This window comes from Massilia consociata, from assembly GCF_042432755.1.
Taxonomy (GTDB): Bacteria; Pseudomonadota; Gammaproteobacteria; order Burkholderiales; family Burkholderiaceae_D; genus Telluria; species Telluria consociata.
The window spans coordinates 75786-100654 of record NZ_JBHLWP010000019.1; the positions used below are offsets into that span (position 1 = coordinate 75786).

The following is a 24869-nucleotide window of genomic DNA, read 5'->3' on the forward strand; positions in this document are numbered from 1 at the left end:
GCCTAATGGCGCGCGGCGTCGGTGACGACGTGCCAGACGCCGCCGACCCCGTCGCCAGTCTTGTCTCCCTCTTTCTTGTCCTTGATGAAGGTGTACAGCGGCTTGCCCCGGTGCACCAGCTGCTTGCTGCCGTCCTCGCGCGTGATGGCGGAGTAGGGCGGCGAAATCTTGACGCCGTCCGCGTTTACCGGCGGCCAGTTCCTGGCACAGGCCCCGACGCAGTTGCTCTTGCCGCCGCCGGATTCGTCCTTGTCGTAGGTATAGACCGTCTTGCCCGCGGAATCGACGAGCACGCCGTTCGACTCGCGCAGCGGGGTGCCGTCGACGGCGAGCACGGAAGAGGAGAACAGCAGCGTGGTGACGATGGTACTGACAGCGGTACTGACTCGAAGCAATTTCATCATGGCCTCCTGGTCGGTCACTGCATGGGCGGAGGACCATTCTAGCCCCGGTCTGCGCCAACACCGTTTACCGCTGCGATCAAGCGTTGCGCGTCGTAGGGGGCATGCACCTTGATGTCGTTGTCGAAGTAGCAGTACACGTCACGCGCCGTCCTGTCCGGCGGCGCCTCGGTCGAGATCACGCGCGCATCCCGCGGCTGCCGGCCGTCGCGCCAGGCGCGGATGCGTTCGGCCCAGGCGGCGATCGCCTCGTCCCCATAGCCGCTCGCATACAGTTCCTGGTCGCCGTGCAGGCGCACGTAGACGAAATCGGCCGTGACGTCCTCGCACAGGGGCCAGCGGCCGGCGGTATCGGCCACCACCAGCGCCACGTTGTACCTGCGCAGCAGCCTGATGAACGCCGGGTCCATGAAGCTGTCGTGGCGAATCTCCACCGCATGGCGCATCGGGCGCCTGGGACCGGCATCGAGCGAGACCTTGCCTTCCATGCGCGGCTGGTACTGCAGGGCGCATTCCAGTGCGGCGTCGGTGTCCTGCGGCAGCAGCGACAGGAAATGCTCGAAGCGCTCGGGCTCGAACTTGACCATTTGCGGAAACTGCCACAGGAAGGGGCCGAGCTTCTCGCGCAGTTCGAACACACCGGAGGCCAGCACGTTGGCCAATGGCCCTTCGATGTCGCGCAACTTGAGCATGTGGGTCAGGAAGCGGTTGCCCTTGACGGCAAACACGAAGCCGGGCGGGGTGGCCGCGTACCAGGCCGCGTAGCTGGACGGTCGCTGCAGCGAGTAGAACGAACCGTTGATCTCGATGGTCGGCAATTGGCGCGCGGCGTATTCGAGCTCGCGGTGCTGGGCCAGCCCGGGGGGATAGAACACGCCGCGCCACGGCACGTAGCGCCAGCCGGAAATGCCGATATACACCGATCCGCTCATGGGGCGACGATACACCGGCCGGGGCCGCCGCATCGTGCGGTCCCGCACCCAATGGACGCTGTCGGATGCCGTCGGCTACTGTTGGCTGGTGCGCAACATGGTAAGCTGGCGGCCTATCGAATTCTGCGGGAACACCCATGATCGTCGTCCATCACCTGAACAATTCGCGCTCGCAACGCATCCTGTGGCTGCTCGAAGAGCTGGGGCTGGACTACGAGATCAAGCGGTACGAGCGCGACCCGAAGACGATGCTGGCGCCGCCCGAGCTGAAGGCGGTCCACCCGCTGGGCAAGTCGCCGGTGATCACCGATGGCGACACGGTAGTGGCCGAGTCCGGCGCGATCGTCGACTACCTGGTCGGCCGCTACGGCAACGGGCGCCTCGTTCCGGCGGCAAACACGCCCGAGCGTTTGCGCTACACCTATTTCCTGCACTTCGCCGAAGGCTCGGCCATGCCGCCGCTCCTGATGAAGCTGGTGTTCGACCGCATCGAGAACGGCCCGATGCCGTTCTTTGCGAAGCCGATCGCGCGCGCGATCGCCCGCAAGGTCAAGGACAATTTCATTTTGCCGAACATCCGCAGCCAGCTCGATTTCCTGGAGAGCGAACTTGGCAAATCGGCCTGGTTCGCCGGCGGCGAATTCAGCGCCGCCGACATCCAGATGAGCTTCCCGCTCGAGGCGGCGGCCTCGCGCGGGGGCCTGGACCGCCAGCATCCGAAGCTGTCGGCCTGGCTGGAAAAGATCCATGCGCGTCCGGCCTACCGGCGCGCGCTCGAGCGCGGCGGCAAATACGACCTGTTGAAGTAGCGAGGCCAGGAGCGGCGCCGCGCCTTTCCCGGGCGCGCTGCCGGGTTTATCATGTCGGCGCCGTAACTTTCTGTCCGAACACCATAAGCACATGAGCAAACAGGGAAAGCTGCTCGCGATCGATGGCCTGAACATCGTGCGCCGCGTCTACGAAGCCAGTCCCGAGCCGGACTCCGACCTGAAGGCCAGCATCGCGCTGCGCCACGCCTTCTCGTCCTTCCGCAACCTGCTCGAGACGCATGCACCGACCCATGTGTTGGCGGCGTTCGACTACGGCGGTCCGAACTGGCGCCATGCGCTGTACCCGCGCTACCGCGAGGGCCGCGAAGCGATGCCGGTCTACCTGCGCGAAGCGCTGCCCGAATTCCACGAGCGCCTGCGCAAGGCGGGCCTGCAGGTGATTTCGGTGCCGGGGGTCGAGGCCGACGACGTGATCGGGACCGGCGTGATGCGCTGGCTGCTCGAGGGGCGGGGCGAGGCCATCGTGGCCACCACCGACAAGGACCTGCACCCCCTGATCGCGCATGGAGCGCTGGTATGGGACCACTTCAAGAACGAATGGCATGACGATGCCTGGGTACGCCAGCGCTTCGGCGTGGCCCCGGAGCTGCTGCACGACCTGCTGGCGCTGATGGGCGACCCGACCGACGGCGTGCCCGGCGTGCCGAAGATCGGCATGAAGACCGCGGCGCGCCTGCTCAATGCCTACGGCAGCCTGGATGCCGTCATGGCGGGGGCGGGCATCCTCAAGACGCCCCTGGGGGAAAGATTGCGCGCCGGGCGTGAGATACTCGACATATCGCGCCGGCTGGTGCAGCTCAAGCTCGACGTGCGGCTGGGCGTCACCTGGAACATGCTGGCCTATGAATCACACTGAAGGATTGACGGGATGCTCAAGGCAGTGATTGTGGACGGGAGCGCGATCGCGCGTGGCCTGCTGAATACCGTGCTGACCGACGGGGGCTACGAGGTCGTCGCGCAGACGCACACCGGCCAGCTCGGCTACGGGCTCGCGATCAAGCACCGGCCGCAGATCGTCTGCATCGCACGCGAGCAGGTCGAGGACGGCAGCAGGGTGGTCGAGGAGCTGCGCATCCACCTGCCGAAGGCGCTGATCTTCATGGTTTCCGGCACCCTCGACGCCCCCACCATCCAGGCTTCGCTCGCGCGCGGCGTACACGGGTTCATCGTCAAGCCGTTCAAGGCCGACGCCGTGCTCAAGACCATCCGCAACACCGTGATCGCGTTCGTCAAGAAACAGCAGGGCGGGGCCGGCAACCCGGGCTGATTTCCCGGCCGTCGCGGCCCTGTCAGCCGCGCCGCTTGATCTCGTCCGATGCGATCGCCGCCAGCTCGTGCAGCGCGCGCAGCTCGCGTTCGCGCAGCCGGCGCGGTTCGCGGTCGAGCACGCACAGGGCGCCCAGCAGGTGTCCCTGCGCGTCTTCCAACGGCACGCCCGCATAGAAACGCACATGCGGCTCGCCCGTCACCATCGGATTGGACGCAAAGCGCGTGTCGCTTGCCGCATCGATCACCACCAGGGTGTCGCCGGAGGCCAGCGCATGGCTGCAGAATGCCCACTCGCGCGGCGTTTCCGCGGCATCGATGCCGACACGCGCCTTGAACCACTGGCGCCGCGCGCTGAGCAAGGTCACCATCGCGATCGGGCAGTCGGTGACCTGCGCGGCCAGCCGCGCCAAGCGGTCGAACGCTTCCTCCGGCGGCGTGTCGAGCAGGCCGGAGCCTGCGAGCGCCGCCAGCCGCGCCTGCTCGCCTGCCGGAACCGGATACGACGGGGCAGCGGCTGCAACGAATTCCCCAGCGTCTTCGCTGTCCGCCAGCCCTCCTGCCGGGTCGTACATCGGATCGCCTTCTCCGTCCGCCTCGCGCTGGCGGCGCAGCCGCAACACGTCGCTCAGGCGCACGCGCCGGTGTCCGCCGGGCGTTTTCCAGGCCTGCAGTGCGCCGCTCTCCATCCAGATCTGTGTCGTGCTGACGGCAACGCCCAACAGATGCGCTGCTTCGCGCGAAGTAAGGATCGGGTCGTCTGTATGGGACATCGGTGGGCAACATTGAGCGTAATGCATGAATTCTACCTGAAACAGCACATATTTGACGAAATCGACGGGAGATCGTCATTTTTTGTTGACTCTCCGCATCTTTTATCGCAACAATGGTGCACATGGTCATCAATTTCGATAAATACAGGCGCCTGGATGGGCGCACACCCCAGGGCGCTCATGAATTCACCGTATGAACCCCACCTGCGCGAAGCGGGCCGTCTCGAAGCATTGCGCCAGCTCGAGCTGCTCGATACCGCGCCGAGCGAAGCGTTCGACCGCATCACGCGCATGGCGGCGCAGCTGTTCCAGCTGCCGATTGCGGCGGTGTCGTTGACCGACGTCGACCGCCAGTGGTTCAAGTCGAAGGTGGGGGTGGAGCACGACCAGATCCCGCGCCTGCAAGCACCTTGCGCGGCAGTGGCCGAAAGCGGCCAGGTGCTGGCGCTGCCGGACCTGCTGGAGGACGCATGTTTTCGCGACAGCCCGCTCGCCGAGAGCGGCATCCGCTTTTACCTGGGCGCCCCCCTGATGACCAAGACCGGCCACTGCCTGGGGGCGATGTGCGTGCTCGGGACCGAGCCGCGCACGGTCACCGAGGCCGAATGCGCCGCGCTGGAAGACCTGGCGGCGATGGTCATGGCGCAGATCGAACTGCAGCATGCGCTCGGCCGCATCGATCCGATCAGCGGCCTGCCCAACCGGAACCAGTTCGCCAGCGACGTGCGCGACCTCGCCATCGAACTGCCGCATGGCGACGTGCAGCTGGCGGCCCTGGTCAGCCTGGCCAGTCCGGAGCAGCTGAGCGATGCGATGCGCGTGATGGGCAGCGCCCATCTCGACGAGATCGTGCGCGCCGCGGTCCCGGCACTGCGCGTGCTTGCCGGTGGCGGCAAGGTGTACCACGTGGGGACGGCCCAGTTCGTGTTCCTGGCGCCGCACGATGCGTCGCTGGTGCGCTTCAGCGGCGCGCTGCTGGACTGGCTGGGCGAGCAGGCGCCGGCCGGCCAGACCCGCTTCCTGACCACGAGTACGGTCGGCCTGGCGCGCTTCGCGGTGGGCGAGGACGCGCCGCTCGACGTGCTGCGCAATCTGCACAGTGCCGCCCAGGACGCGCTCGACGCCGAATCCGGCCTGCGTGTCTTTTCGCCGGAACACGACGCCGCCTACCAGCGCCGTTTCTGGCTGATCGGCGAACTGGCGCGCGCCCTTGGAAACACGGACGAGCTGCACCTGGTGTTCCAGCCGAAGGTATCGCTGCAGGACAGCGCCTGCCACGGCGTGGAAGCCCTGCTGCGCTGGAATCATCCCGACAGCGGCGCAATCTCGCCGGGCGAGTTCGTTCCCATCATCGAGAGCACCTCGCTGGCGCGCGCCACGACCGAATGGGTGCTGAAGGCGGCGATGCGCCAGCTGGCGGCATGGCACGGCGCCGGCGTGGCCTTGCAAGTGGCCGTCAATGTCTCCGCCGTCAACCTCGAGGAGCCGGATTTCTGCGAGCGCGTGCTGGATGGGCTGGCACGCCACGCGTTGCCGGCCGCCAGCCTGGCGCTGGAGCTGACCGAGAGCGCGCTGATGCGCAAACCCAAGGCGGCGCAAGACACCATGGAACGCCTGGCGCGGGCCGGCGTCAAGATCGCGATCGACGATTTCGGCACCGGCTACAGCAGCCTGGCCTACCTGCAGGCGATGCCGGCCGACGTGGTCAAGATCGACCAGTCCTTTGTCCGCGGCATCGAAGGGGACGAGCGCAAGCTGGCGCTGGTGGAGGCGATGATCAAGCTGTCGCACGACCTTGGCCACCGGGTGGTGGCGGAGGGCGTGGAAACCGCGGAAGTGGCGCAGTTGCTGCGCGATGTGGGTTGCGACGAGGCCCAGGGATATTACTATGCGCGGCCGATGGTGCCGGGGGCCCTGGCCGCGTGGCTGGCAGGGCGGTAGGGTGGCCGCCGAAGCCGGCCACCCTACATCAAACGGCGGTGTTGGCGTCGATGATCCCGCCGCCCAGGCACACGTCACCGTCGTACAGCACGGCCGACTGCCCCGGCGTCACCGCCCATTGCGGTTCAAGGAAGTCGAGGCTGAACCGATCGGTTCCATTGGCTTGCACGGTGCAGGCCACGTCGGCCTGGCGGTAGCGCGTCTTGGCCGATAGTGCGCGCGGCTCGGGCGGCTCGCCCGCGATCCAGCTGGCCTGGCCGGCTTCTAGGCGCGAGGACAGCAGCCATGGATGGTCGTGGCCCTGCACGATATACAGCGTGTTGGTGGCCACATCCTTGCGCGCCACGAACCACGGTTCGCTGGTGCCGTCCGCATTCTTGTGCGACTTCAGGCCGCCGATGCCGATGCCCTTGCGCTGGCCCAGCGTGTAGAACGACAGGCCGATGTGCTCGCCCACCACCTGGCCGTTGTCGAGCTTCATCGGGCCCGGCTTGTGCGACAGGTAGCGGTTCAGGAAGTCGCGGAACGGGCGCTCGCCGATGAAGCAGATGCCGGTCGAATCCTTTTTCGCCGCGTTCGGCAGCTTCAGTTTTTCGGCAATCTTGCGTACCTCGGTCTTCGGGATCTCGCCCAGCGGGAACAGCGATTTCGACAGCTGCGCCTGGTTCAGGCGGTGCAGGAAGTAACTTTGATCCTTGGTGTGGTCAAACGCTTTCAGTAACTCGTAGCGGCCGTCGTTCTCGCGCACGCGCGCATAGTGGCCGGTCGCGATCAGGTCGGCGCCCAGCTTCATCGCATGGTCGAGGAAGGCCTTGAACTTGATTTCGGCGTTGCACAGCACGTCCGGGTTCGGGGTGCGGCCGGCCTGGTACTCGCGCAGGAATTCCGCGAACACGCGGTCCTTGTACTCGGCGGCGAAGTTGACCGCCTCGATGTCCACGCCGACCACGTCGGCCACGCTGGCGGCGTCGATCCAGTCCTGGCGCGTCGAGCAGTATTCCGAATCGTCGTCGTCTTCCCAGTTCTTCATGAACAGGCCGACCACGTCGTAGCCCTGTTCCTTCAGCATCCACGCCGCGACCGAGGAATCGACACCGCCCGACATCCCGATCACGACTTTTTTCTTGCTCATGTTATTTCCAGATTAATAAATGGGACATCGGAAAACCGTCGCAGGCGGCAGACAGTGCCGCGCGGCAGGTTTGCCGATGTGCCATCAGATCCCGCCCTCGAATACCGAAGGGTGGGTGTACAGCAGACCCAGCGGCGTGCGCTGGCCGGCCAGGTAGTCGTCCACGCACTGCAGCACGATCGGGCTGCGGTGGCGCTCGGCGGTGGCGGCGATTTCGTCGCGCGTCATCCACAAGGTACGCAGGATGCCGTCGTCCAGCGGCTGGTCGAGCTCGCGGCCCGCGTGGCCGCAGAAGGTGAAGCGCAGGTAGGTGACGTCGGCGCCGCGCGACTTCGAGTGGTAGCGCGACATGTACATGCCGACCAGCGCGGTCGGGATGAACTCGTGCGCGGTCTCTTCCAGCGCCTCGCGCACGACGGCCTGTTCGAGCGATTCGTGCGGATCGAGGTGGCCGGCCGGCTGGTTCAGCTTCACGCCTTCGCTCGTCTCTTCCTCGATCAGCAGGAAACGGCCATCGCGCTCGATGATGGCGGCGACGGTCACGGATGGTTTGAAGATATCGGTCATGCGCGTCCTTGAAAATGAGCCGATATTTTACCTTGACACACCGCACCTCTGCTCATCCATGCCCTCTCCAGTGCGCTTGCCTGTCGTTAATTCGCATTGATCTGTTGCAAACAGCCAGGCAGTTTGGCTGGTTCTGCCGCGACTTTTTCGCCACAATCAAATATTGGCTTTTTGGTATTTGTGATTGAGCAATTGCTGTAATTACATGGTAGATTGTAGGAACAATGGTCCACTGAACGGAGGGATTCATGAGAATTGGCATACCGGCCGAGACAAGGCCGGGCGAGACCCGCGTCGCTGCAACTCCCGAAACCGTCAAGAAGCTGGCCGGGCGCCACCAGGTGCTGGTGCAGTCGGGCGCCGGCGTGCGTGCTGCGTGCCCGGACCAGGCCTACGAGGCTGCCGGCGCCACCATCGTCGATGCCGCCACCGCGCTGGGCGCCGACATGGTGCTCAAGGTCCGCAGTCCCGATGCCGCCGAGCGTGCCCAGATGCGCGCCGGGACCGTCCTGGTCGGCATGCTCAATCCCTTCGACTCCGACAACCTGGCGCTGCTCGCCGGCGCCGGCATCACCGCGTTTGCGCTGGAAGCCGCGCCGCGCATCACCCGCGCCCAGTCGATGGACGTGCTGTCGAGCCAAGCCAACATCGCCGGCTACAAGGCCGTGATGCTGGCCGCGAACACCTACGGGCGCTTCATGCCGATGCTGATGACGGCGGCCGGCACGGTCAAGGCTGCCCGCGTGCTGATCATGGGCGTGGGCGTGGCGGGCCTGCAGGCCATCGCCACGGCCAAGCGCATGGGTGCCGTGATCGAAGCCTCCGACGTGCGCCCGCCGGTGAAGGAGCAGGTGGAGTCGCTCGGCGCCAAGTTCATCGACGTCCCCTACGAGACCGACGAGGAGCGCGAGATCGCCATGGGAACTGGCGGCTATGCGCGCCCGATGCCGGCCAGCTGGATGCAGCGCCAGGCGGCGCTGGTGCATGAACGCGCCAGGCTGGCCGACATCATCATCACCACCGCCCTGATCCCGGGCCGCAAGGCGCCGGTCCTCATCTCCGAAGAAACGGTGCAGGCCATGAAACCCGGTTCGGTGATCGTCGACATGGCTATCGAGCAGGGCGGCAACTGCCCGCTGACGGAGCTGAACCGCACGGTAGTGAAACACGGTGTGCACCTCATCGGCGAGCCGAACCTGGCTTCCCTGGTGGCGGCCGACGCCTCCGCCCTGTATGCGCGCAACGTGCTGGACTTCCTCAAGCTCGTCATCGACAAGGAAGACCGGTTCGTGATCGACCGCGAGGACGAGATCGTGCGCGCCACCCTGGTGTGCGCGGATGGCGCGGTGTTACGTACCTAGAACAGGACACGAGGAGCGAAGCATGGACATCAGCCACACCATCATCAACCTGATCATCTTCGTGCTGGCGATCTACGTGGGCTACCACGTGGTCTGGACCGTCACCCCCGCGCTGCACACGCCGCTGATGGCGGTGACCAACGCGATCTCCGCCATCGTCATCGTCGGCGCCATGCTGGCAGCCGGCCTGACCGAAGGCTGGACCGGGCAAATCGCCGGCACCGTGGCCGTGGCCCTGGCCGCGGTGAACGTCTTCGGCGGCTTCCTGGTCACCCAGCGCATGCTTGAAATGTTCAAGAAGAAGGAGCCCAAGGCGGGCAAGGCCGCCCCGGCTTCCACTGCGGGAGAGCAGGCATGAACCCCGCAAGCACGAGCTTCATCAGCATGAATGTCGTGACGCTGCTGTACCTGGTGGCGTCGGTCTGCTTCATCCAGGCGCTCAAGGGCCTGTCGTCGCCGTCGAGTGCGCGCATGGGCAATACCTTCGGCATGGCCGGCATGGCGATCGCCGTGCTCACCACCGTGGCCCTGATGTTCAAGCTGCAGGCCGAACTCGATACCGGGCGCGGTCTCGGTTTCCCGCTGGTGATCCTGGGCGTGGTCGTCGGCGGCGCGATCGGCGCTTATGCGGCGAAGAAGGTCGAGATGACCAAGATGCCGGAACTGGTGGCGGCGATGCACTCGCTGATCGGCCTGGCGGCGGTGTGCATCGCGATTGCGGCCGTGTCCGAGCCCTGGGCCTTCAATATCGCCACGCGCGAGACCCCGCTGCCCTTCGGCAACCGGCTCGAGCTGTTCATCGGCACCTTCGTCGGCGCGGTGACCTTCTCGGGCTCGGTGATCGCCTTCGGCAAGCTGTCGGGCAAGTACAAATTCCGCCTGTTCCAGGGCGCGCCGGTGCGCTTCGCCGGCCAGCACATCCTCAACCTGGTGCTGGCCATCGCGATCATCGCACTGGGCCTGGTGTTCTGTTTCGCGGAAGGTGTTGAACCGGCCTGGACCCCGTTCATCATCATGGCCGCGCTGTCCTTCGTGCTGGGCGTGTTGATCATCATCCCGATCGGCGGCGCCGACATGCCGGTGGTGGTGTCGATGCTGAACTCGTATTCCGGCTGGGCGGCGGCGGGCATCGGCTTTTCGCTGAACAATTCGATGCTGATCATCGCCGGTTCGCTGGTGGGCTCGAGCGGCGCGATCCTCTCGTACATCATGTGCAAGGCGATGAACCGCTCGTTCTTCAACGTGATCCTGGGCGGCTTCGGCGGAGAAGCCGCAGCCGCCGACGGCGGGGCCAAGGAGCAGCGGCCCGTCAAGTCGGGCTCGGCCGAGGATGCCGCCTTCATCCTGCAGAACGCGGAGTCGGTGATCATCGTCCCGGGCTACGGCCTGGCGGTGGCGCGCGCCCAGCACTCGGTGAAGGAACTGGTCGACAAGCTGACCGAACACGGCGTGCAGGTACGCTATGCGATCCACCCGGTGGCGGGCCGCATGCCGGGCCACATGAACGTGCTGCTGGCCGAGGCCGAGGTGCCCTACGACCAGGTCGCCGAGATGGAAGACATCAACGGCGAATTCGGCCAGACCGACGTGGTGCTGGTGCTGGGCGCGAACGACGTGGTGAACCCGGCGGCCAAGGACCCGAAATCGCCGATCGCCGGCATGCCGATCCTCGAAGCCTATAAAGCCAGGAGCATCATCGTGAACAAACGCTCGATGGCTTCGGGTTATGCCGGCCTGGACAACGAGCTGTTCTACCAGCCGAACACGATGATGGTGTTCGGCGACGCCAAGAAAGTCATCGAGTCGATGGTGAAGGCGGTCGAGTAGGCCGCTTTTTTACCCTCTATTGGGGTCAGAGTTAAATTATTTGCCAATTGATCACAGGATCTAGCGCCAGCAGATGAAACAGTTGCTGGTGTCAGTTGATGTTGATTTATTGGCGAATAATTCGACTCTGACCCCATTTATTTTTCTTGTCGAGTCCTCAGCGGCGGCCGAACATCATCAGGTCGGCCAGCAGCAGGCGTGCCGGCTTGACGACATCTAGCGCCGCCAGCGACAGGCCCAGCAGAGGCTGCAGCGGGCCGGTTGCCGTGAAGGCGCGCGCCATGGCGTCGGTCAGGCCGATCGTCAGGCGGCGGTCTTGCGCGCGCGCTTCCATGAAGGCATCGATCGACTCGGGCGTGGCCGCGCGCGCCAGCTGGCGCGCCAGCACGGCGGCGTCGCGCAGGCCGAGGTTCAGGCCCTGGCCGGCCACCGGGTGCAGCGTCTGCGCCGCATTGCCGATCGCGACCGTGCGGCCGGTCGCCCGCGCCTCGGCGTTCAGCCCGAGCGGGAAGGCGACGCGCGGCGACACGGACGTGAAGCGGCCCAGGCGGGTCCCGAAGGCCTCGCCCAGCTGGGCCAGGAAGCCGGCGTCGTCCAGCAGCTGCACGTCGATCGCGCGTTCGGGGCGCATGCACCACACCAGCGCGTACTGGTGGCCGTCCTTGCCGCCCGGGTCCTCCTGCGGCAGCAGCGCCAGCGGGCCTTCGTCCGTGAAGCGCTCGAAGGCGCGGTGCGGTACCGGATCGCTCACGCGCACGCGCGCGATCAGGGCCGTCTGGCCATAGTCGCGCTGCTGCGCCTTGCCTTCCTGCTGGCCGAACACCCCGCCTTCGGCCTGCACCGCCACCTGCGCGGCGACGCTGCGGCCATCGTCCAGGTGCAGCAGCACGCGGTCCGCGCCTTCGTCGAGCCCGGATACGCGCGCAGGGCGCAGCGTGGCGACGCCGGCGTGGTCGCAGGCGCGTGCCAGCGCGTCCACCAGGTCGCCGTAGCGCGCCACATAGCCCAGCGCCGGCAAATCGTGTTCGGAACGGTCCATCAGGCTGCGGCCGAGCTGTCCGCGGCGCGAGACGTGGATCTCGTGGATCGGCGTGGCCGGCAACGGCCAGGCGCCGACTTCGTCCAGCAGCTGCACGCTGCCCCAGGACAGCGCGATCGAGCGCGGGTCGGTGATCGCCTGGCCCAGCGACTTGCCGTCGATGAGGGCGATCCGCTCTCCCGGCACGCCGCGCCGGGCCAGGAAGGCCGCCAGCGCCAGGCCTACCGGGCCGGCGCCGCAGATGGCGATGTCGACTGAAAGGTCGATCGCGCGCCCGGCATTGGCGGCAGCGCCCGCATTGTCCTTCGCGTCCAGCGACATGTCCGTCATGCTCCCTCCCGCATCACCGCTTCGATCTCCGCGACGCCCTTCGGCGCTGCTGCGCTCAGCACGCGGCAGCCGTCCTGCGTGACGACGACGTCGTCCTCGATGCGGATGCCGATGTGCCAGTACTCCTCGGGCACGCCTTCTCCCGGTCGCACGTAGATGCCCGGCTCCACCGTCAGCGCCATACCCGGCATCAGGGGGCGCGACGGACGCGCGGCCTGTGTCAGGTCGCGGTAGGGGCCGACGTCGTGCACGTCCATGCCGAGCCAGTGGCCGGTGCCGTGCATGTAGAACTGCTGGTGCGCCTTGGCGGCGATCGCATCGTCCACCGAGCCGTATCGTGACTTGTCGAGCAGCCCGAGGTCGAGCATGCCGCCGGTCAGTACCCGCACCGCCGCGTCATGGAAGTCGCTGTAGGGCCGGCCGGGGACGATGGCGGCAAACGCCGCGTCCTGGGCCTGCAGCACCAGCTCGTACAGGCGTTTTTGCGGTTCGCTGAAACGGCCGTTCACCGGCCAGGTGCGCGTGATGTCCGAGGCATAGCCGTCGAACTCGCAGCCGGCGTCGACCAGCACCAGTTCGCCGTCGCGGCAGGACCGGTTGTTGGCGTTGTAATGCAGGACGCAGGCGCTGGCGCCGGAAGCGACGATCGGCGTATAGGCCGGGAATTGCGCGCCGTGGCGGCGGAATTCATGCAGCAGCTCGGCCTCGATCTCGTACTCGAACACGCCCGGGCGCGTAAAACGCATCGCGCGTGCGTGGGCGCCGGCGGCGATGCCGGCTGCGCGCGCCATGATGGCCTGCTCGCCGCCATCCTTCAGCAGGCGCATTTCGTCGAGGATGCCGGGCAGGTGGTGGGCCGAGGCGGGCGCCGCGATGCCGCTGCGGCCCTGCGCACGCACGGCTTTCAGCCAGCCGCTCACCTGGGCGTCGAGTTGAGCGCTGTGGCCCAGCGCGTAGTAGAGGGCGGGCGCGTCGGCGAGCAGCTTGCCCATTTGCGCATCGAGTTCGCCGATGGGATACGCCTCGTCGACACCGAATGCGGTGCGCGCCGCGTCCGGCCCGTAGCGGAAGCCGTCCCAGGTCTCGCGCTCGAGGTTCTTCTCGCGGCAGAACAGGACCGAGCGCACCGGGGTGTCGCCCTGGGCTGCGACGAGCACCAGCACGCTTTCCGGCTCGGTAAAGCCGGTCAGGTAATAGAAGTAGCTGTCGTGCCGGTAGGGATAGTCGCTGTCGCCGTTGCGCAGGGTTTCCGGCGCGGTCGCGAGGATGGCGACCGCGCCCGGCTGCATCTGCGCAGCCAGGCGCGCGCGGCGTTCCAGGTAAGGCGCGATGTCCGGCGTCATGAGCCGGTCTTGGCCGCCCCCAGCGGCGCGTTGAGTTCTTCCAGCTGCTGCGCGGTGCCGACGTTGACCCACGGGCCTTCGTACAGCTCGCCGCCGACGCGGCCCTGCTCGATGAACTTGCGCATCAGGGGACCGAACTTGACGAACTCGCCTGCCTGGATCCCCGCGAACATCTCGGGGCGGTAGACGCCGATACCGGCGAAGTTCCACTTCACCGGGCCCTCGTTGCGCAGGGTGTACAGGTCGAGCACGAAGTCGCCATCCGGGTTGTGCCACGGGTTCGGCGTCAGCCACAGCCAGGCGATGTCGCGCTTGTCCGGCGGGTAGGGGATGCCCAGCATGTCCTTGTCCTTTAGGACGTCGAACACCTGCGAATAATCGAAGTAGGGCGCGTAGATGTCGCCCGACACCGCCAGGAAGGGTTCGTCGCCCAGCAGGTGCAGGGCGTTGGCGATGCCGCCCGCGGTCTCGAGCGGGGTCGGCTCGTGCGAGTACACGATGCGCGCGCCATATTTGCTGCCGTCGCCCAGCTCTTCCTCGATCATGTGGCCGAGGTGCGAATGGTTGATGACGATGTCGGTGATCCCGGCGCGCACGAGGTTGAGCACGTGGTAGGTGATCATCGGCCGCCCGCGCACCTTGAGCAGGGGCTTGGGGCAGGCGTCCGTGAGCGGACGCATGCGCTCGCCGCGGCCGGCGGCGAAAATCATGGCTTTCATGCGCGCTCCGTCAGAAGGTGTAGCCCACCGCCGGCGCCTTGTCCTCGAGCGCGTCGAGCAGGCGCAGCAGCGGCTTGAGTTCGGTGTAGCGGTTGGCGGTGCGGCGCACGTAATCCATCACCGTCGGTAGGTCGCCCATGTAGATCGGCTTGCTGTCGCGGTAGTTCAGGCGGCAGAAGATGCCCAGGATCTTCAGGTGGCGCTGCAGCGCCATGAATTCGAAGTCGCGGTAGAAGGCGTCGATGTCCGGGTTCACCGGCAGGCCGACCCCCTTGGCGCTTTGCCAGTAGCGCACCACCCAGTCCAGCACGATTTCTTCATCCCACTGGATGTAGGCGTCGCGCAGCAGCGAGGCCAGGTCGTAGGTGACGGGGCCGTAGACGGCGTCCTGGAAGTCGAGCACGCCCGGGTTGCCGTGTTCGAGCCACATCAGGTTGCGCGAATGGAAATCGCGGTGCATGTACACCTGCTGCTGCGCCAGCACGTTGGCGGTGATCGCCTCGAACACCTTGTCGAGCGTTTCCTGCTGCTGAGCACTGAGCGTCACGCCCAGGTGACGCTGGATATACCACTCCGGGAACAGGTTCATCTCGCGCAGCACGAAGGCGCGGTCGAATTCGGGCAGCTTGCCCGGCTGGCTGGCCAGCTGGAACTTGAGCAGCGCATCGACCGCGTCGGAATACATGAAGGCGGCGTTGTCGGAATCCAGGCGCTGCAGGTAAGTGGTGACGCCGAGGTCGGACAGCAGCAGGAAGCCGCTCTCGACCTTCTGGGCGACGATCGCCGGCACCGTAACGCCGGCTTCCATCAGCAGGCCCTGCACGTGGATAAAGGCCGGCACGTTCTCGCGCTCCGGCGGGGCATCCATCGCCACCAGGGTCGCGCCCAGCTTGTCACGCATGGCGGGCACCACGTCGTAGCGGAAATAACGGCGGAAACTTGCATCCGACGATGCCGGACGGCCGGTCCCGACTTCCACCAGGCCGGTCGTGCCCAGCCATTCGGTCAGCTGCTGCAGGCGTGCGTCCTGGCCGGCGGAAGTGGGGGAATTTTGATACAAAGAAGACATGAAGCGGCCTGGTGAATCCGGTTGGTTGAGCTAATTCCCATATAATAAGGGATTCATTCCAAAAATACTGCCCTTTATGGCGCTTGCAGATCTTCCATGAGCTGGTTTACGGCCCACCCATTTCCCCCGCGCCAAGCGCTCGCGCTCTATGCACTGGCTGCTGTCGCATCCGGTCCGGTGTATGCACAGGCTGTACCGGCCGCACCACAACCCGACGAGCAGGACCTGCCGATCACGATCAGTGCGGAGGAAATCACCGGCCGTCCCGACCGCCAGCTAAACCTCGAGCGCAATGTCGAACTGACACGTGGCCAGACCCGCCTGACTGCCGACACCGCCTGCTACATGCGGGTCGAGGACGAAGTCACGGCCACCGGCAACGTCAACATGTGGCGCTTCGGCGACCGCTACAAGGGCGACGAGCTGCAGCTGAACCTCGAGACCGGCAAGGGTTACGTGCTGCGCCCCGAGTACCGTTTGCAGATGAATAACGCCCAGGGCACGGCCGCGCGCATCGATTTCCTCGGCGAGAACGTGGCGCTGGTGCGCGATGGCACCTACAGCACCTGCGAAGGCCCGGACCCGGACTGGTACCTGAAATCGAGCACGCTGCGCCTGGACAGCGGCCGCGACGTCGGCCTGGCCGGCAAGACCGTCATCTACTTCAAGGACGTGCCGATCATCGGCACCCCGGCCCTGTCGTTCTCGTTGTCGGGCGCGCGCCGTTCGGGCTGGCTGGCGCCCTCGGTGGGCTTCGGCTCCAAGGGCAAGGCCGAGGTCATGGTGCCGTATTACTTCAACATCGCGCCGAATCGCGACCTGACGGTCTACCCGCGCATGATGTTCGACCGCGGCCTGCAGCTGGGCGCCACCGGCCGCTACCTCGGCGCGACCGGCGGCGGCATGTACCAGGGCGAGACCCATGTCGAGGGCCTGCGCAAGGACCGCGAAACGGGCGAAGACCGCTGGCGCGTCGATTCGATCCACACCCAGACCCTGGCGCCGGGCTGGTCCTACGGCTGGAACCTGCACGGGGCGTCGGACAACGAGTATCCGAGCGACTTCTCGCGCACGGTGGCGGTCAGCGCCGAGCGCCAGCTGCTGCGCGAGATCCGCACCGACTATGCCGGCCGCTTCTGGAGCCTGTCCGCGCGGGCCCAAAACTACCAGGTGCTGCAGGACCCGGCCGCGGCCAGCAATCCGAGCCTGACCGTGCCGCGTCCGTACGACCGCCTGCCGCAGATTAACTTCCACGCCGGCCGCTACGACGTGGCCGGGTTCGACTGGGCGGTGGACGCCGAGGCGGTGCGCTTCTGGCACCCGGACTTCGTGCGCGGCAACCGCGCCGTGGCCGTGGCCCAGGTCAGCTACCCGTGGGTGCGCCCGGGCTATTTCATCACGCCGAAGCTGATCGGGCACTTCAGCAAGTACGACCTGGACCAGCACAATTACACCGGCGAGCGCAAGCTCTCCCGGAACCTGCACACCTTCTCGCTCGACAGCGGCATGGTGTTCGAGCGCGATACCGCGCTGTTCGGCCGCGCCATGACCCAGACCCTGGAGCCGCGCCTGTTCTACGTGCGCACGCCGTACAAGGACCAGAGCCAGTTCCCGGTCTTCGACACCGGCCGCGCCGGCTTCAACTATGCCCAGCTGTTCAGCGAGAACCGCTACGTCGGGCTCGATCGCGTGTCCGACGCCGACCAGCTCACCGCCGCCCTGGTGTCGCGCTTCATCCAGCCGGACGGGATCGAACGCCTGCGCCTGGCCTTCGGCCAGCGCCGTTATTTCGACGAACCGCGCGTGCGCCTGCCGGACGAGCCGCTGCACCAGAGCCGTTCCGACGTGCTGGTGGCGGCGTCGGGCCGCATTTCCGAGACCTGGAGCTTCGATAGCGGCGTACAATATGACGCGACCGGCAGCAACCTGTACAGCTCGAACCTGAGCGTGCAGTGGCAGCCGGCCCGGATGAAGGTCCTCAACGCCGAATACCGTTATCAGCGTGGCAGCTTCCGCAACGTCGATCTCTCGGCGCAGTGGCCGCTGTCGGCGCGCTGGTATGGCGTCGGGCGCGTGAGCTATGCGCTGCGCTCGTACACCGTGGGCGATGCGACGCCGGGGAAGGGCAAGCTGCTCGAGAGCCTCGTCGGTCTCGAGTACAAGGCCGATTGCTGGGTGTTCCGTTTCGGTGCACAGCGCTTCGTGACCGCGGCCCAGACCACGTCGACGCCGATCTTCTTCCAGCTCGAGCTCAATGGCCTGTCGCGCCTGGGCCTGGGCAGCAATCCCCTGGACACCTTCAACAAGAGCGTTCCGGGTTATACGCAGTTGAACACGAACGTCGGCCGTCCTTGAGGGCCGCCAGATTAAGCCCAGCTTAACTGCCCGTCCGTAAACTAAATAGCTGTAATTGAAAATCCTTTCACCTGAATGAGTGTTTTCCAGATGATGCGTTCCACCCGTTTGCACCAAATGAAGCTGGCAGCCGCGCTGCTGTGCGCGCTTACCGCGGGCCAGGTCATGGCCCAGGCAGCACCGGCGGCCCCGGCGACGGCGCCTGCCGCCAAGCCGGGCAGCGGCTTCCTGCCGCCCGCATCGAGCAGCGCCAAGGTGGTCGATTCGATCCACGTGGTGGTCAACGACGAGGTGATCACCAGGAACGAGGTGCGCAACCGCGTCGCCCAGACTGCGCAGAACCTCAAGGCCCGCAACGTCCAGTTGCCGGACGTGGCCACCCTGGAGCGCCAGGTGGTCGAGGCGATGATCGTCGAGCGCGCGCAGGTCCAGCTGGCCAAGGAGATGGGCGTGCGGGTCGACGACCGCACCCTCGACGCCACCATCGGCCGCATCGCCGAGAACCAGAAGATGTCGGTGCAGGAGATGCGCAACCAGATGGAAAAGGAAGGGCTCGCCTTCGGCCAGTTCCGCGAGGACATCCGCAACGAGATCATGATGCAGCGCCTGCGCGAGCACGAGGTCGATGCCAAGATCCAGGTGTCGGAAGCCGAGATCGACACCTACCTGGCCGCCTCGAAAGCGGCCGCGGCCGAACGGGTCGAGATGAACCTGTCGCAGATCCTGGTCGCCGTGCCCGAGAACGCCTCGCCCGAGCAGATCGCGGCGCGGCGCGCGCGCGCCGAGGAAGTGGCGCGCCAGCTGCGTACCGGCGCCGACTTCAGCAAGATGGCCGCCACCTACTCGGACGCGCCCGACGCGCTCAAGGGCGGCGAGATCGGCTGGCGCGACGCCGACCGCCTGCCGCCGGTCTTCGCCGCCGAGCTGCGCAAGCTCAATCCGGGCCAGGTCACCCCGATCATCAAGACCAACGTCGGTTTCCACATCCTCCGGATGGCGGACAAGCGCAGCCTGGCCGATGCGGCCGCCGGCGGCCAGGAAATCGTCCAGCAGACCCGCGCCAGCCACATCCTGCTCAAGCCGACGCCGACCATGAACGTGGACGAGGTCAAGCGCAAGCTGCGCGAGATGAAGGAAAAGATCGACAACAAGACCGCGACCTTCGAAGACCTGGCGCGCCAGAACAGCCACGACACCTCCACCGCGCCGAAAGGCGGCGACCTGGGCTGGCTGGAGCCGGGCGATGCCGGTCCCGAGTTCGACCAGGCGCTCGGCAGCCTCAAGCCGGGCGAGGTGTCGGACGTCATCGAATCGCCGTTCGGCTTCCACCTGATCCGCGTCGCCGAGCGCAAGAGCGAGGACATGAGCGCCCAGAAGGAACGCGCCATGGCGCGCCAGGTCCTGCGCGAGCGCAAGCTGCAGGAAGCGATGGAAGACTGGATGCGCCAGGTGCGCGACCGCGCCTACGTCGAGTTCCGCGAGGAGCAGTAATCCATGGCCATGTCGACCGCAAACCGACCAGTCCTTGCGATCACGGTCGGCGAGCCGGCCGGCATCGGCCCTGAAATCTCGATCCGCGCGGCCTGGGCGCTGCGCGAATCGGCCAACTGCGTGCTGGTCGGCGATGCCGCCTTCCTGGCGCTCACCGCCAGCCTGATCGACCCCGCCATCCGCCTGTCGGCACTGTCGGTCCAGGCGCTGCGCAACGGCGGCCTGCCGCACTTCGGCAAGGACCGCCTCGCCGTCATCGACGTGCCGCTCGGCGCCCATGTGGTGCCGGGCCAGCTCGATGCGGAAAACGGCCGCGCCGTGCTGGCCACCCTCGACCTCGCGATCGAAGGGGCGCAAGCAGGCTGGTTCGACGGCATCGTCACGGCGCCGCTGCAGAAAAGCACGATCAACGACGCCGGCGTGGCTTTTTCCGGCCATACCGAATACCTGGCCGAGAAGACGAACACGTCCAGGGTCGTGATGATGCTGGCAGGCCAGCCGCAAGGCAGCCAGCCTTACCTGCGCGTGGCCCTGGCCACGACCCACCTGCCGCTCAAGGACGTGCCGGGCGCGCTCACGCGCGACAACCTGACACAGGTCATCGATATCATCGATCATGATCTGAAAACGAAATTCGGCATCGCCGCCCCGCGCATCCTGGTCACCGGCCTGAACCCGCACGCCGGCGAGAACGGCTACCTGGGGCGCGAGGAGATCGAGGTCATCACCCCGGCGCTGGAAGGGGCGCGGGCGCGTGGCATCGACGCCCGCGGCCCCTATCCGGCCGACACGCTGTTCCAGCCGAAATACCTGCAAGACGCCGACTGCGTGCTGGCGATGTACCACGACCAGGGCTTGCCGGTGCTCAAGCACGCGACCTTCGGGCGCGGCATCAACGTCACGCTCGGCCTGCCCATCGTGCGCACCTCGGTCGACCATGGCACCGCGCTCGACCTGGCCGCGCAGGGCCTCGGACGGGCCGACTGCGGCAGCATGGAAGAGGCGATCCGCGCCGCCATGCAGATGGCAGCGTCGCGTCGCCCGTAACACCAACACGACAACAAGAAGACCCACATGAAACACGTCGCACGCAAGCGCTTCGGCCAGAATTTCCTGACCGACGACCATGTCCTGAACAATATCATCGACGTCATCGCGCCGCGCCGCGGCCAGGCGATGGTCGAGATCGGCCCGGGCCTGGCCGCCATGACGGCCCTGCTGCTCAAGGCGCTCGACCACATGCACGTCGTCGAGCTCGACCGCGACCTGGTGGCGCGCCTGGAAAAAGCCTACCCGCGCGAAAAGCTCACGGTGCACTCGGGCGACGCCCTGAAGTTCGATTTCGGATCGATTCCGGTGCCGGAAGGGCAGAAGCTGCGCATCGTCGGCAACCTGCCCTACAACATCTCGAGCCCGCTGCTGTTCCACCTGGCCGAGTTCGCGCCGCTGGTCGAGGACCAGCACTTCATGCTGCAGAAGGAAGTGGTCGAGCGCATGGTGGCCGAGCCGGGCACCAAGGCCTACAGCCGCCTGACCGTGATGCTGCAATGGCGTTACGACATGGACCTGCTGTTCATCGTGCCGCCGACGGCCTTCGATCCGCCGCCGCAGGTCGATTCGGCGATCGTGCGCATGATCCCGAAGCGCGAGCAACTGGCCTGCGACGCCGGCCGGCTGGAGCAGGTCGTCGCCAAGGCGTTTTCGCAGCGGCGCAAGGTGATCCGCAACTGCGTGGCCGGCATGTTCACCGAGCAGCAACTGGTCGAGGCCGGCATCGACCCCGGTGTTCGCCCGGAAGCGGTGAGCCTCGAGCAATACGTGGCCCTTGCCAACTTGCCCTACTAGACACCTTTCGTAGAGTGGGCGCCCACTCTATGAAGACAAGTGCGGCGCTGCACAATCGCGGTCGCCCGCGCTGTTCGTCCCTTCAGTCGCCACGTCCTGCATCCAGCGTACCCCGTGGAGCGATGCGTTCCCCTTGTTCGCAATACCCTCGGCCCGGCGCGCGGGCAAAAAAAAGCCCGCTGTGAGGCGGGCTTGAATCCAATTCTTTTCTGAGGAGAGTTGGAGGAGACAGGAGTTAGTATGCTGCGTCACAGCATATAAGTCCAATTTTCCTTTCAAATACTCGACATAATTTTTGTGAATGTCTCAGGTCCGGACGCAGGTGACGTTGATATTGGTCACTGGTTCGTCGCCCATGGTGCCGGTCGGGTTCTGTACCGTGCAGAAGTGCCCGGCCGGTTGCTTCAGCACCGTCACGCCATAGGTCACGCCATACTGGACGGCTGGCAGGGCGTACTTGATGACGCCGTCTACAGTCGGGTTCGCCGTAAACGTGCCGCCGCTACTGCCGTTGGCCAGGACCAATTCGGTATTGCCGGGCAGGCCGGTGATCTCGCCGCCGATTTCGTACGCATTGATGCTGCACTGGATATAGGCATTGATCTGGGCCAGCTCGCCGCCGGTACCGTAGCTGCTGCGCTCGAGCTCCCTCGGTATGCCGCAAGTCTGGTGCGCCGGTTGCCCGGTGACGGTTACCCTGAACTCGTCGCCATACTTGAGTTCTTTCGGGAAGACGAAGCGCACGTCTTCGCCGGCCTTGGCCGGCGGTGCGACCGACAGGGTGTTGCCATTCGCGGTCAGCACCAGGCCCGGGTACACGAGGCCGTTGACCGTGCCTGCGATCGGGTAGGTGTCCTCGCCACCGCCGCACGAGGCGAGGCCGAGGGCCAGTGCCAGCACGCTTGCCGGACGGATCAGGGAAAACTTCATTCGATGAGCTCCAGGAGAATTAGGTTCGGTTGACGCAGCTGACGGTCACGTTGCTGACGTCGGAGGTGCCCATCGTGCCGCTGCCGTTGGCGACGGTGCAGGTCTGGTTGTCGGGCTGGGTCAGGATGGCAACGCCGTACGGTGCATCTTCGTTCACCCGGCTCATCGCGAAGGTGGTTGCACCGGCGGCCACCGGGATGCGGTCCGAACCGTTCACCAGCACCAGGTTGCCGGTCAGGCCGGTGATGGTGCCCGTCAGCGCGTGCGTCTTGATGGTGCAGTAGACATAGATGTTCGTGATGTCGAAGGCCACCTTGCCGGTACCGTTGCTGACTTCGCACTTTTCGGCATTGCTCGGGGTGCTCTTGACCGTCACGCTGTAGCGCGAATCGGTTTCCACCAGCTCGGCGAAAGCGAACCTGCCCGAGCCATTGCCGGTCGGCGTGATGGGTAGGTCCGAACCGCCGTTGTTCTGCAATACCAGGCCCGGCTTCGTCACGCCGGCAAACTCGCCTCCCAGGAACATGTCACCGTCGCTGCCGCCGCAGCCGGACAGCGCCAGCGCGCACGCCAGCGCGACACCGGCACGCAGGTTGGAACTCTTCATAATTTCTCCAAAAAATCTGACTGGTAGATCGCACAAGGCGCGCGCACCTGCACCGCATGAGCACTGCGCATCGCACTGTAGGGTTAGACAAATCGCCCAACATTTTAGTCCATTTGGCAAGCCGCTGGACGGTTTGCCTTTGTATCACGGTGTAACCGGCGGTAGCGGCAGCATCGCGCAGCCGTGCGGATTTGATTTCTACCGGCGGGCTCGCTATCCTTGGGCTCACCACTTCCAACCCGGACCGCACCATGACGCTCCTGCGCCGCCCCTGGCCCAAAGCCGTACTGTTCGACCTCGACGATACGTTGTGGCCGATCGCGCCGGTCATCCTCGAGGCCGAGCAGATCCTGTTCGCGTGGCTGCGCGCACACGCACCGCGGGTGGCCGAGCAGTTCACGATCGAGACCTTGCGCCAGGCGCGGCTGGAATTGCTGGCGCGCCAGCCCGAATTCCAGCTCGACCTCGGCGCGCTGCGCCGGGCCGGCCTGGTCGCCGCGTTCGAGCAGGCCGGCGAGGATGCGTCCAAGGTCGAGCTGGCGATGACCGAATTCTTCGCCGCGCGCAACGCGGTGATCCCCTACGATGATGTGTTGCCCGGGCTGCTGCGCCTGAAGAACCGGGTGCGGCTCGGTTCGGTTACGAACGGCAATGCCGACCTGCAGACGATCGGCCTGGCGCGCCATTTCGACGCGTCGGTTGCCGCGCCCACCTTTGGCGTGGCCAAGCCGCACCCGTCGATCTTCCTGGAGTGCTGCCGCCTCCTCGGCGTCGCGCCCGGGGAAGCGGTGTATGTGGGCGACGACCTGCTGCTGGACGTGCAGGGCGCCCAGCGCGCCGGGCTGCGCGCCGTGTGGATGAACCGGATCGGCAAGGCTAACGACCTGGCCGGCGAGATCAGGCCGGATGCCGAAGTGACCAGCCTGGACGGTTTGCTCGACTGGCTCAAGCGCGAGCACGGATGACTGGCGCTGTGTCCGGCCGAACGGGCATAATATGTGGGTGAAACAAGGCACCGCCTTTTCCGCTTCCAGCATAGCCGACCCCATGCAACTCGAACCCCGCGCACAGACCCTCCTCAAAGCCCTCGTCGAGCGCTACATCGCCGACGGCCAGCCGGTCGGCTCGCGCGCGCTGTCGAAGATCTCCGGCCTCGACCTGTCGCCGGCCACGATCCGCAACATCATGGCCGACCTCGAGGAAATGGGTTACGTGGCCAGCCCGCACACCTCGGCCGGAAGGATCCCGACCCCGCGCGGCTACCGCCTGTTCGTGGACACCCTGCTCACCGTGCAGCAGATCGACGAGCACGCGGTCGGCGCCCAGAACATGCGCCTGCCAAGCCAGCAGCCGCAGAAGATCATCGCCAACGCGGCGCAGATGCTGTCTTCGCTGTCGCAGTTCGCCGGCGTGGTGCAAAGCCCGCGCCGCGAGTCGGTGTTCCAGCAGATCGAATTCCTCCGTCTGTCCGAGAAACGGATCCTGCTGGTGATCGTCGACCCGCGTGGCGACGTCCAGAACCGCCTGCTGCTCACCGACGTCGACTACACGCCGGCGCAGCTGACGCAATCGGCCAATTACCTGAACCAGAATTACGCCGGCCTCACCTTCGACGAAGTGCGCAACCGCCTGACGGGCGAGCTGCGCCAGCTGCGCGACGACATGGGCAAGCTGATGCAGGTGGCGGTGGAGGCGGGCAGCGAGGCGATGGCCGAGGGCGACGACATGGTCATCGCCGGCGAGCGCAACCTGCTGTCCGTGTCCGACCTGTCGTCGAACATGACATCGTTGCGCCAGATGTTCGAGATGTTCGAGCAGAAGACCGGGCTGATGCAGCTGCTCGACGTGTCGAGCAAGGCGGGCGGGGTGCAGATCTTCATCGGCGGCGAATCGAAGCTGGTGCCGATGGACGAGATGAGCGTGGTGACGGCGCCGTACGAGGTCAACGGCCGCATCGTCGGCACCCTGGGGGTCATCGGGCCGACGCGCATGGCGTATGAGCGGGTGATTCCGATCGTGGATATTACGGCGAAGCTGTTGTCGAATGCCTTGAGCCAGTCGTGAGGCGACGTGGCCGCGGTTTGGGGTTGGTGGCGGCGGTGCGGAATTGG

Annotated in this window: 24 protein-coding genes; 13 read left to right on the top strand and 11 right to left on the bottom strand. The window is 66.1% G+C overall.

The genetic code is table 11. From position 1 onward, the window contains the following. Positions 1-2 precede the first annotated feature (2 nt). Together ACFFJK_RS19820 and ACFFJK_RS19825 are read right to left on the bottom strand one after the other, a co-directional pair. A complete protein-coding gene (locus ACFFJK_RS19820; RefSeq protein ID WP_379681409.1) occupies positions 3-401 on the bottom strand; it encodes a COG4315 family predicted lipoprotein in 399 nt (132 codons plus the stop codon). 41 nt (positions 402-442) lie between these two features. After that, the gene (locus ACFFJK_RS19825) at positions 443-1333 is read right to left on the bottom strand and encodes a DUF72 domain-containing protein (RefSeq protein WP_379681410.1); all 891 of its coding nucleotides are present in this window, start codon (positions 1331-1333) and stop codon (positions 443-445) included. A 137-nt stretch (positions 1334-1470) separates the two neighbouring features. On the opposite strand from ACFFJK_RS19825, the gene ACFFJK_RS19830 reads away from it, so the two are divergent. The 3 genes from ACFFJK_RS19830 to ACFFJK_RS19840 all read left to right on the top strand — a co-directional run bounded on the left by ACFFJK_RS19830 (position 1471) and on the right by ACFFJK_RS19840 (position 3430). Next, positions 1471-2142 (top strand): glutathione S-transferase, encoded by a 672-nt coding sequence (locus ACFFJK_RS19830; RefSeq protein ID WP_379681411.1) that lies wholly within the window; start codon positions 1471-1473, stop codon positions 2140-2142. A 91-nt stretch (positions 2143-2233) separates the two neighbouring features. Further along, positions 2234-3019: a 5'-3' exonuclease gene (locus tag ACFFJK_RS19835; RefSeq protein ID WP_379681412.1), complete on the top strand. Its 786-nt coding sequence runs from the start codon at positions 2234-2236 to the stop codon at positions 3017-3019. A 12-nt stretch (positions 3020-3031) separates the two neighbouring features. Further along, a complete protein-coding gene (locus ACFFJK_RS19840; RefSeq protein WP_379681413.1) occupies positions 3032-3430 on the top strand; it encodes an ANTAR domain-containing response regulator in 399 nt (132 codons plus the stop codon). Between the two features lie 22 nt (positions 3431-3452). Here the strand turns inward: ACFFJK_RS19840 and ACFFJK_RS19845 are convergent, their stop codons facing one another. Continuing rightward, a complete protein-coding gene (locus ACFFJK_RS19845) occupies positions 3453-4202 on the bottom strand; it encodes a GAF domain-containing protein (protein WP_379681414.1) in 750 nt (249 codons plus the stop codon). Positions 4203-4382: 180 nt separating this feature from the next. Between ACFFJK_RS19845 and ACFFJK_RS19850 the strand changes: the two genes are divergently transcribed. Further along, positions 4383-6143, top strand: coding sequence for a putative bifunctional diguanylate cyclase/phosphodiesterase (locus tag ACFFJK_RS19850; RefSeq protein WP_379681415.1), 1761 nt, complete (start codon positions 4383-4385; stop codon positions 6141-6143). A gap of 28 nt (positions 6144-6171) precedes the next feature. On the opposite strand, the gene mnmA is transcribed toward ACFFJK_RS19850, so the two are convergent. Continuing rightward, positions 6172-7275 (bottom strand): tRNA 2-thiouridine(34) synthase MnmA, encoded by a 1104-nt coding sequence (mnmA, locus tag ACFFJK_RS19855; RefSeq protein WP_379681416.1) that lies wholly within the window; start codon positions 7273-7275, stop codon positions 6172-6174. Positions 7276-7359: 84 nt separating this feature from the next. Beyond that, entirely contained in the window at positions 7360-7842 is a 483-nt protein-coding gene (locus ACFFJK_RS19860; RefSeq protein WP_379681417.1) for an NUDIX hydrolase, read from the bottom strand. Between the two features lie 248 nt (positions 7843-8090). Between ACFFJK_RS19860 and ACFFJK_RS19865 the strand changes: the two genes are divergently transcribed. From ACFFJK_RS19865 to ACFFJK_RS19875, 3 genes are read left to right on the top strand one after another with little or no spacing between them, the layout of a single operon-like run. After that, positions 8091-9203, top strand: a complete 1113-nt coding sequence (locus ACFFJK_RS19865; protein WP_379681418.1) for a Re/Si-specific NAD(P)(+) transhydrogenase subunit alpha — start codon at positions 8091-8093, stop codon at positions 9201-9203. 22 nt (positions 9204-9225) lie between these two features. Further along, positions 9226-9561 carry an NAD(P) transhydrogenase subunit alpha part 2 gene (locus ACFFJK_RS19870; protein WP_379681419.1) on the top strand — a complete coding sequence of 112 codons (336 nt, stop codon included), beginning with the start codon at positions 9226-9228 and terminating at the stop codon, positions 9559-9561. Then, positions 9558-11030, top strand: coding sequence for an NAD(P)(+) transhydrogenase (Re/Si-specific) subunit beta (locus ACFFJK_RS19875; RefSeq protein WP_379681420.1), 1473 nt, complete (start codon positions 9558-9560; stop codon positions 11028-11030). The genes ACFFJK_RS19870 and ACFFJK_RS19875 overlap by 4 nt, the downstream gene beginning before the upstream one ends. A 157-nt stretch (positions 11031-11187) precedes the next feature. On the opposite strand, the gene ACFFJK_RS19880 is transcribed toward ACFFJK_RS19875, so the two are convergent. Genes ACFFJK_RS19880 through ACFFJK_RS19895 form a run of 4 tightly spaced genes read right to left on the bottom strand, consistent with a single transcriptional unit; the run spans position 11188 to position 15530 of the window. Then, a complete protein-coding gene (locus tag ACFFJK_RS19880; RefSeq protein ID WP_379681463.1) occupies positions 11188-12390 on the bottom strand; it encodes a UbiH/UbiF/VisC/COQ6 family ubiquinone biosynthesis hydroxylase in 1203 nt (400 codons plus the stop codon). A gap of 5 nt (positions 12391-12395) precedes the next feature. Further along, entirely contained in the window at positions 12396-13742 is a 1347-nt protein-coding gene (pepP, locus tag ACFFJK_RS19885) for a Xaa-Pro aminopeptidase (RefSeq protein WP_379681421.1), read from the bottom strand. After that, positions 13739-14461 (bottom strand): N-acetylmuramate alpha-1-phosphate uridylyltransferase MurU, encoded by a 723-nt coding sequence (murU, locus tag ACFFJK_RS19890; protein ID WP_379681422.1) that lies wholly within the window; start codon positions 14459-14461, stop codon positions 13739-13741. Before murU ends, pepP begins: the two co-directional genes overlap by 4 nt. A 10-nt stretch (positions 14462-14471) precedes the next feature. After that, positions 14472-15530: an aminoglycoside phosphotransferase family protein gene (locus ACFFJK_RS19895; protein WP_379681423.1), complete on the bottom strand. Its 1059-nt coding sequence runs from the start codon at positions 15528-15530 to the stop codon at positions 14472-14474. 96 nt (positions 15531-15626) lie between these two features. Between ACFFJK_RS19895 and ACFFJK_RS19900 the strand changes: the two genes are divergently transcribed. From ACFFJK_RS19900 to rsmA, 4 genes are all read left to right on the top strand, one after another. After that, a complete protein-coding gene (locus ACFFJK_RS19900; protein WP_379681424.1) occupies positions 15627-17885 on the top strand; it encodes an LPS-assembly protein LptD in 2259 nt (752 codons plus the stop codon). Between the two features lie 117 nt (positions 17886-18002). After that, entirely contained in the window at positions 18003-19376 is a 1374-nt protein-coding gene (locus ACFFJK_RS19905; RefSeq protein ID WP_379681425.1) for a peptidylprolyl isomerase, read from the top strand. A gap of 9 nt (positions 19377-19385) precedes the next feature. Continuing rightward, the gene (gene pdxA, locus ACFFJK_RS19910) at positions 19386-20423 is read left to right on the top strand and encodes a 4-hydroxythreonine-4-phosphate dehydrogenase PdxA (RefSeq protein ID WP_379681464.1); all 1038 of its coding nucleotides are present in this window, start codon (positions 19386-19388) and stop codon (positions 20421-20423) included. 27 nt (positions 20424-20450) lie between these two features. Next, positions 20451-21221 (top strand): 16S rRNA (adenine(1518)-N(6)/adenine(1519)-N(6))-dimethyltransferase RsmA, encoded by a 771-nt coding sequence (gene rsmA / locus ACFFJK_RS19915; RefSeq protein ID WP_379681426.1) that lies wholly within the window; start codon positions 20451-20453, stop codon positions 21219-21221. A 306-nt stretch (positions 21222-21527) separates the two neighbouring features. Here rsmA and ACFFJK_RS19920 read toward each other — a convergent pair whose 3' ends face one another. Together ACFFJK_RS19920 and ACFFJK_RS19925 are read right to left on the bottom strand one after the other, a co-directional pair. Continuing rightward, positions 21528-22151, bottom strand: coding sequence for a hypothetical protein (locus ACFFJK_RS19920; RefSeq protein WP_379681427.1), 624 nt, complete (start codon positions 22149-22151; stop codon positions 21528-21530). A gap of 19 nt (positions 22152-22170) precedes the next feature. Next, a complete protein-coding gene (locus tag ACFFJK_RS19925; protein WP_379681428.1) occupies positions 22171-22758 on the bottom strand; it encodes a hypothetical protein in 588 nt (195 codons plus the stop codon). A gap of 251 nt (positions 22759-23009) precedes the next feature. Here ACFFJK_RS19925 and ACFFJK_RS19930 point away from each other — a divergent pair, with 251 nt between their 5' ends. Beyond that, the gene (locus tag ACFFJK_RS19930; protein ID WP_379681429.1) at positions 23010-23723 is read left to right on the top strand and encodes an HAD family hydrolase; all 714 of its coding nucleotides are present in this window, start codon (positions 23010-23012) and stop codon (positions 23721-23723) included. 82 nt (positions 23724-23805) lie between these two features. Next, on the top strand, positions 23806-24822 hold the full coding sequence (hrcA, locus tag ACFFJK_RS19935) for a heat-inducible transcriptional repressor HrcA (protein ID WP_379681430.1): 1017 nt from the start codon (positions 23806-23808) through the stop codon (positions 24820-24822). Positions 24823-24869 lie beyond the last annotated feature (47 nt).

What these genes read in the sequence shown, in the direction of transcription:
- pdxA (WP_379681464.1), top strand. Translation starts at nt 19,386, where the DNA reads ATGTCGACCGCAAACCGACCAGTCCTTGCGATCACGGTCGGCGAGCCG.
- ACFFJK_RS19920 (WP_379681427.1), bottom strand. Translation starts at nt 22,151, where the DNA reads ATGAAGTTTTCCCTGATCCGTCCGGCAAGCGTGCTGGCACTGGCCCTC.
- ACFFJK_RS19840 (WP_379681413.1), top strand. Translation starts at nt 3,032, where the DNA reads ATGCTCAAGGCAGTGATTGTGGACGGGAGCGCGATCGCGCGTGGCCTG.
- pepP (WP_379681421.1), bottom strand. Translation starts at nt 13,742, where the DNA reads ATGACGCCGGACATCGCGCCTTACCTGGAACGCCGCGCGCGCCTGGCT.
- ACFFJK_RS19830 (WP_379681411.1), top strand. Translation starts at nt 1,471, where the DNA reads ATGATCGTCGTCCATCACCTGAACAATTCGCGCTCGCAACGCATCCTG.
- ACFFJK_RS19880 (WP_379681463.1), bottom strand. Translation starts at nt 12,390, where the DNA reads ATGTCGCTGGACGCGAAGGACAATGCGGGCGCTGCCGCCAATGCCGGG.
- ACFFJK_RS19905 (WP_379681425.1), top strand. Translation starts at nt 18,003, where the DNA reads ATGAAGCTGGCAGCCGCGCTGCTGTGCGCGCTTACCGCGGGCCAGGTC.
- ACFFJK_RS19835 (WP_379681412.1), top strand. Translation starts at nt 2,234, where the DNA reads ATGAGCAAACAGGGAAAGCTGCTCGCGATCGATGGCCTGAACATCGTG.
- ACFFJK_RS19865 (WP_379681418.1), top strand. Translation starts at nt 8,091, where the DNA reads ATGAGAATTGGCATACCGGCCGAGACAAGGCCGGGCGAGACCCGCGTC.
- ACFFJK_RS19825 (WP_379681410.1), bottom strand. Translation starts at nt 1,333, where the DNA reads ATGAGCGGATCGGTGTATATCGGCATTTCCGGCTGGCGCTACGTGCCG.
- ACFFJK_RS19900 (WP_379681424.1), top strand. Translation starts at nt 15,627, where the DNA reads ATGAGCTGGTTTACGGCCCACCCATTTCCCCCGCGCCAAGCGCTCGCG.
- ACFFJK_RS19870 (WP_379681419.1), top strand. Translation starts at nt 9,226, where the DNA reads ATGGACATCAGCCACACCATCATCAACCTGATCATCTTCGTGCTGGCG.
- ACFFJK_RS19875 (WP_379681420.1), top strand. Translation starts at nt 9,558, where the DNA reads ATGAACCCCGCAAGCACGAGCTTCATCAGCATGAATGTCGTGACGCTG.
- ACFFJK_RS19895 (WP_379681423.1), bottom strand. Translation starts at nt 15,530, where the DNA reads ATGTCTTCTTTGTATCAAAATTCCCCCACTTCCGCCGGCCAGGACGCA.
- hrcA (WP_379681430.1), top strand. Translation starts at nt 23,806, where the DNA reads ATGCAACTCGAACCCCGCGCACAGACCCTCCTCAAAGCCCTCGTCGAG.
- rsmA (WP_379681426.1), top strand. Translation starts at nt 20,451, where the DNA reads ATGAAACACGTCGCACGCAAGCGCTTCGGCCAGAATTTCCTGACCGAC.
- ACFFJK_RS19845 (WP_379681414.1), bottom strand. Translation starts at nt 4,202, where the DNA reads ATGTCCCATACAGACGACCCGATCCTTACTTCGCGCGAAGCAGCGCAT.
- murU (WP_379681422.1), bottom strand. Translation starts at nt 14,461, where the DNA reads ATGAAAGCCATGATTTTCGCCGCCGGCCGCGGCGAGCGCATGCGTCCG.
- ACFFJK_RS19925 (WP_379681428.1), bottom strand. Translation starts at nt 22,758, where the DNA reads ATGAAGAGTTCCAACCTGCGTGCCGGTGTCGCGCTGGCGTGCGCGCTG.
- ACFFJK_RS19820 (WP_379681409.1), bottom strand. Translation starts at nt 401, where the DNA reads ATGAAATTGCTTCGAGTCAGTACCGCTGTCAGTACCATCGTCACCACG.
- ACFFJK_RS19860 (WP_379681417.1), bottom strand. Translation starts at nt 7,842, where the DNA reads ATGACCGATATCTTCAAACCATCCGTGACCGTCGCCGCCATCATCGAG.
- ACFFJK_RS19930 (WP_379681429.1), top strand. Translation starts at nt 23,010, where the DNA reads ATGACGCTCCTGCGCCGCCCCTGGCCCAAAGCCGTACTGTTCGACCTC.
- mnmA (WP_379681416.1), bottom strand. Translation starts at nt 7,275, where the DNA reads ATGAGCAAGAAAAAAGTCGTGATCGGGATGTCGGGCGGTGTCGATTCC.
- ACFFJK_RS19850 (WP_379681415.1), top strand. Translation starts at nt 4,383, where the DNA reads ATGAATTCACCGTATGAACCCCACCTGCGCGAAGCGGGCCGTCTCGAA.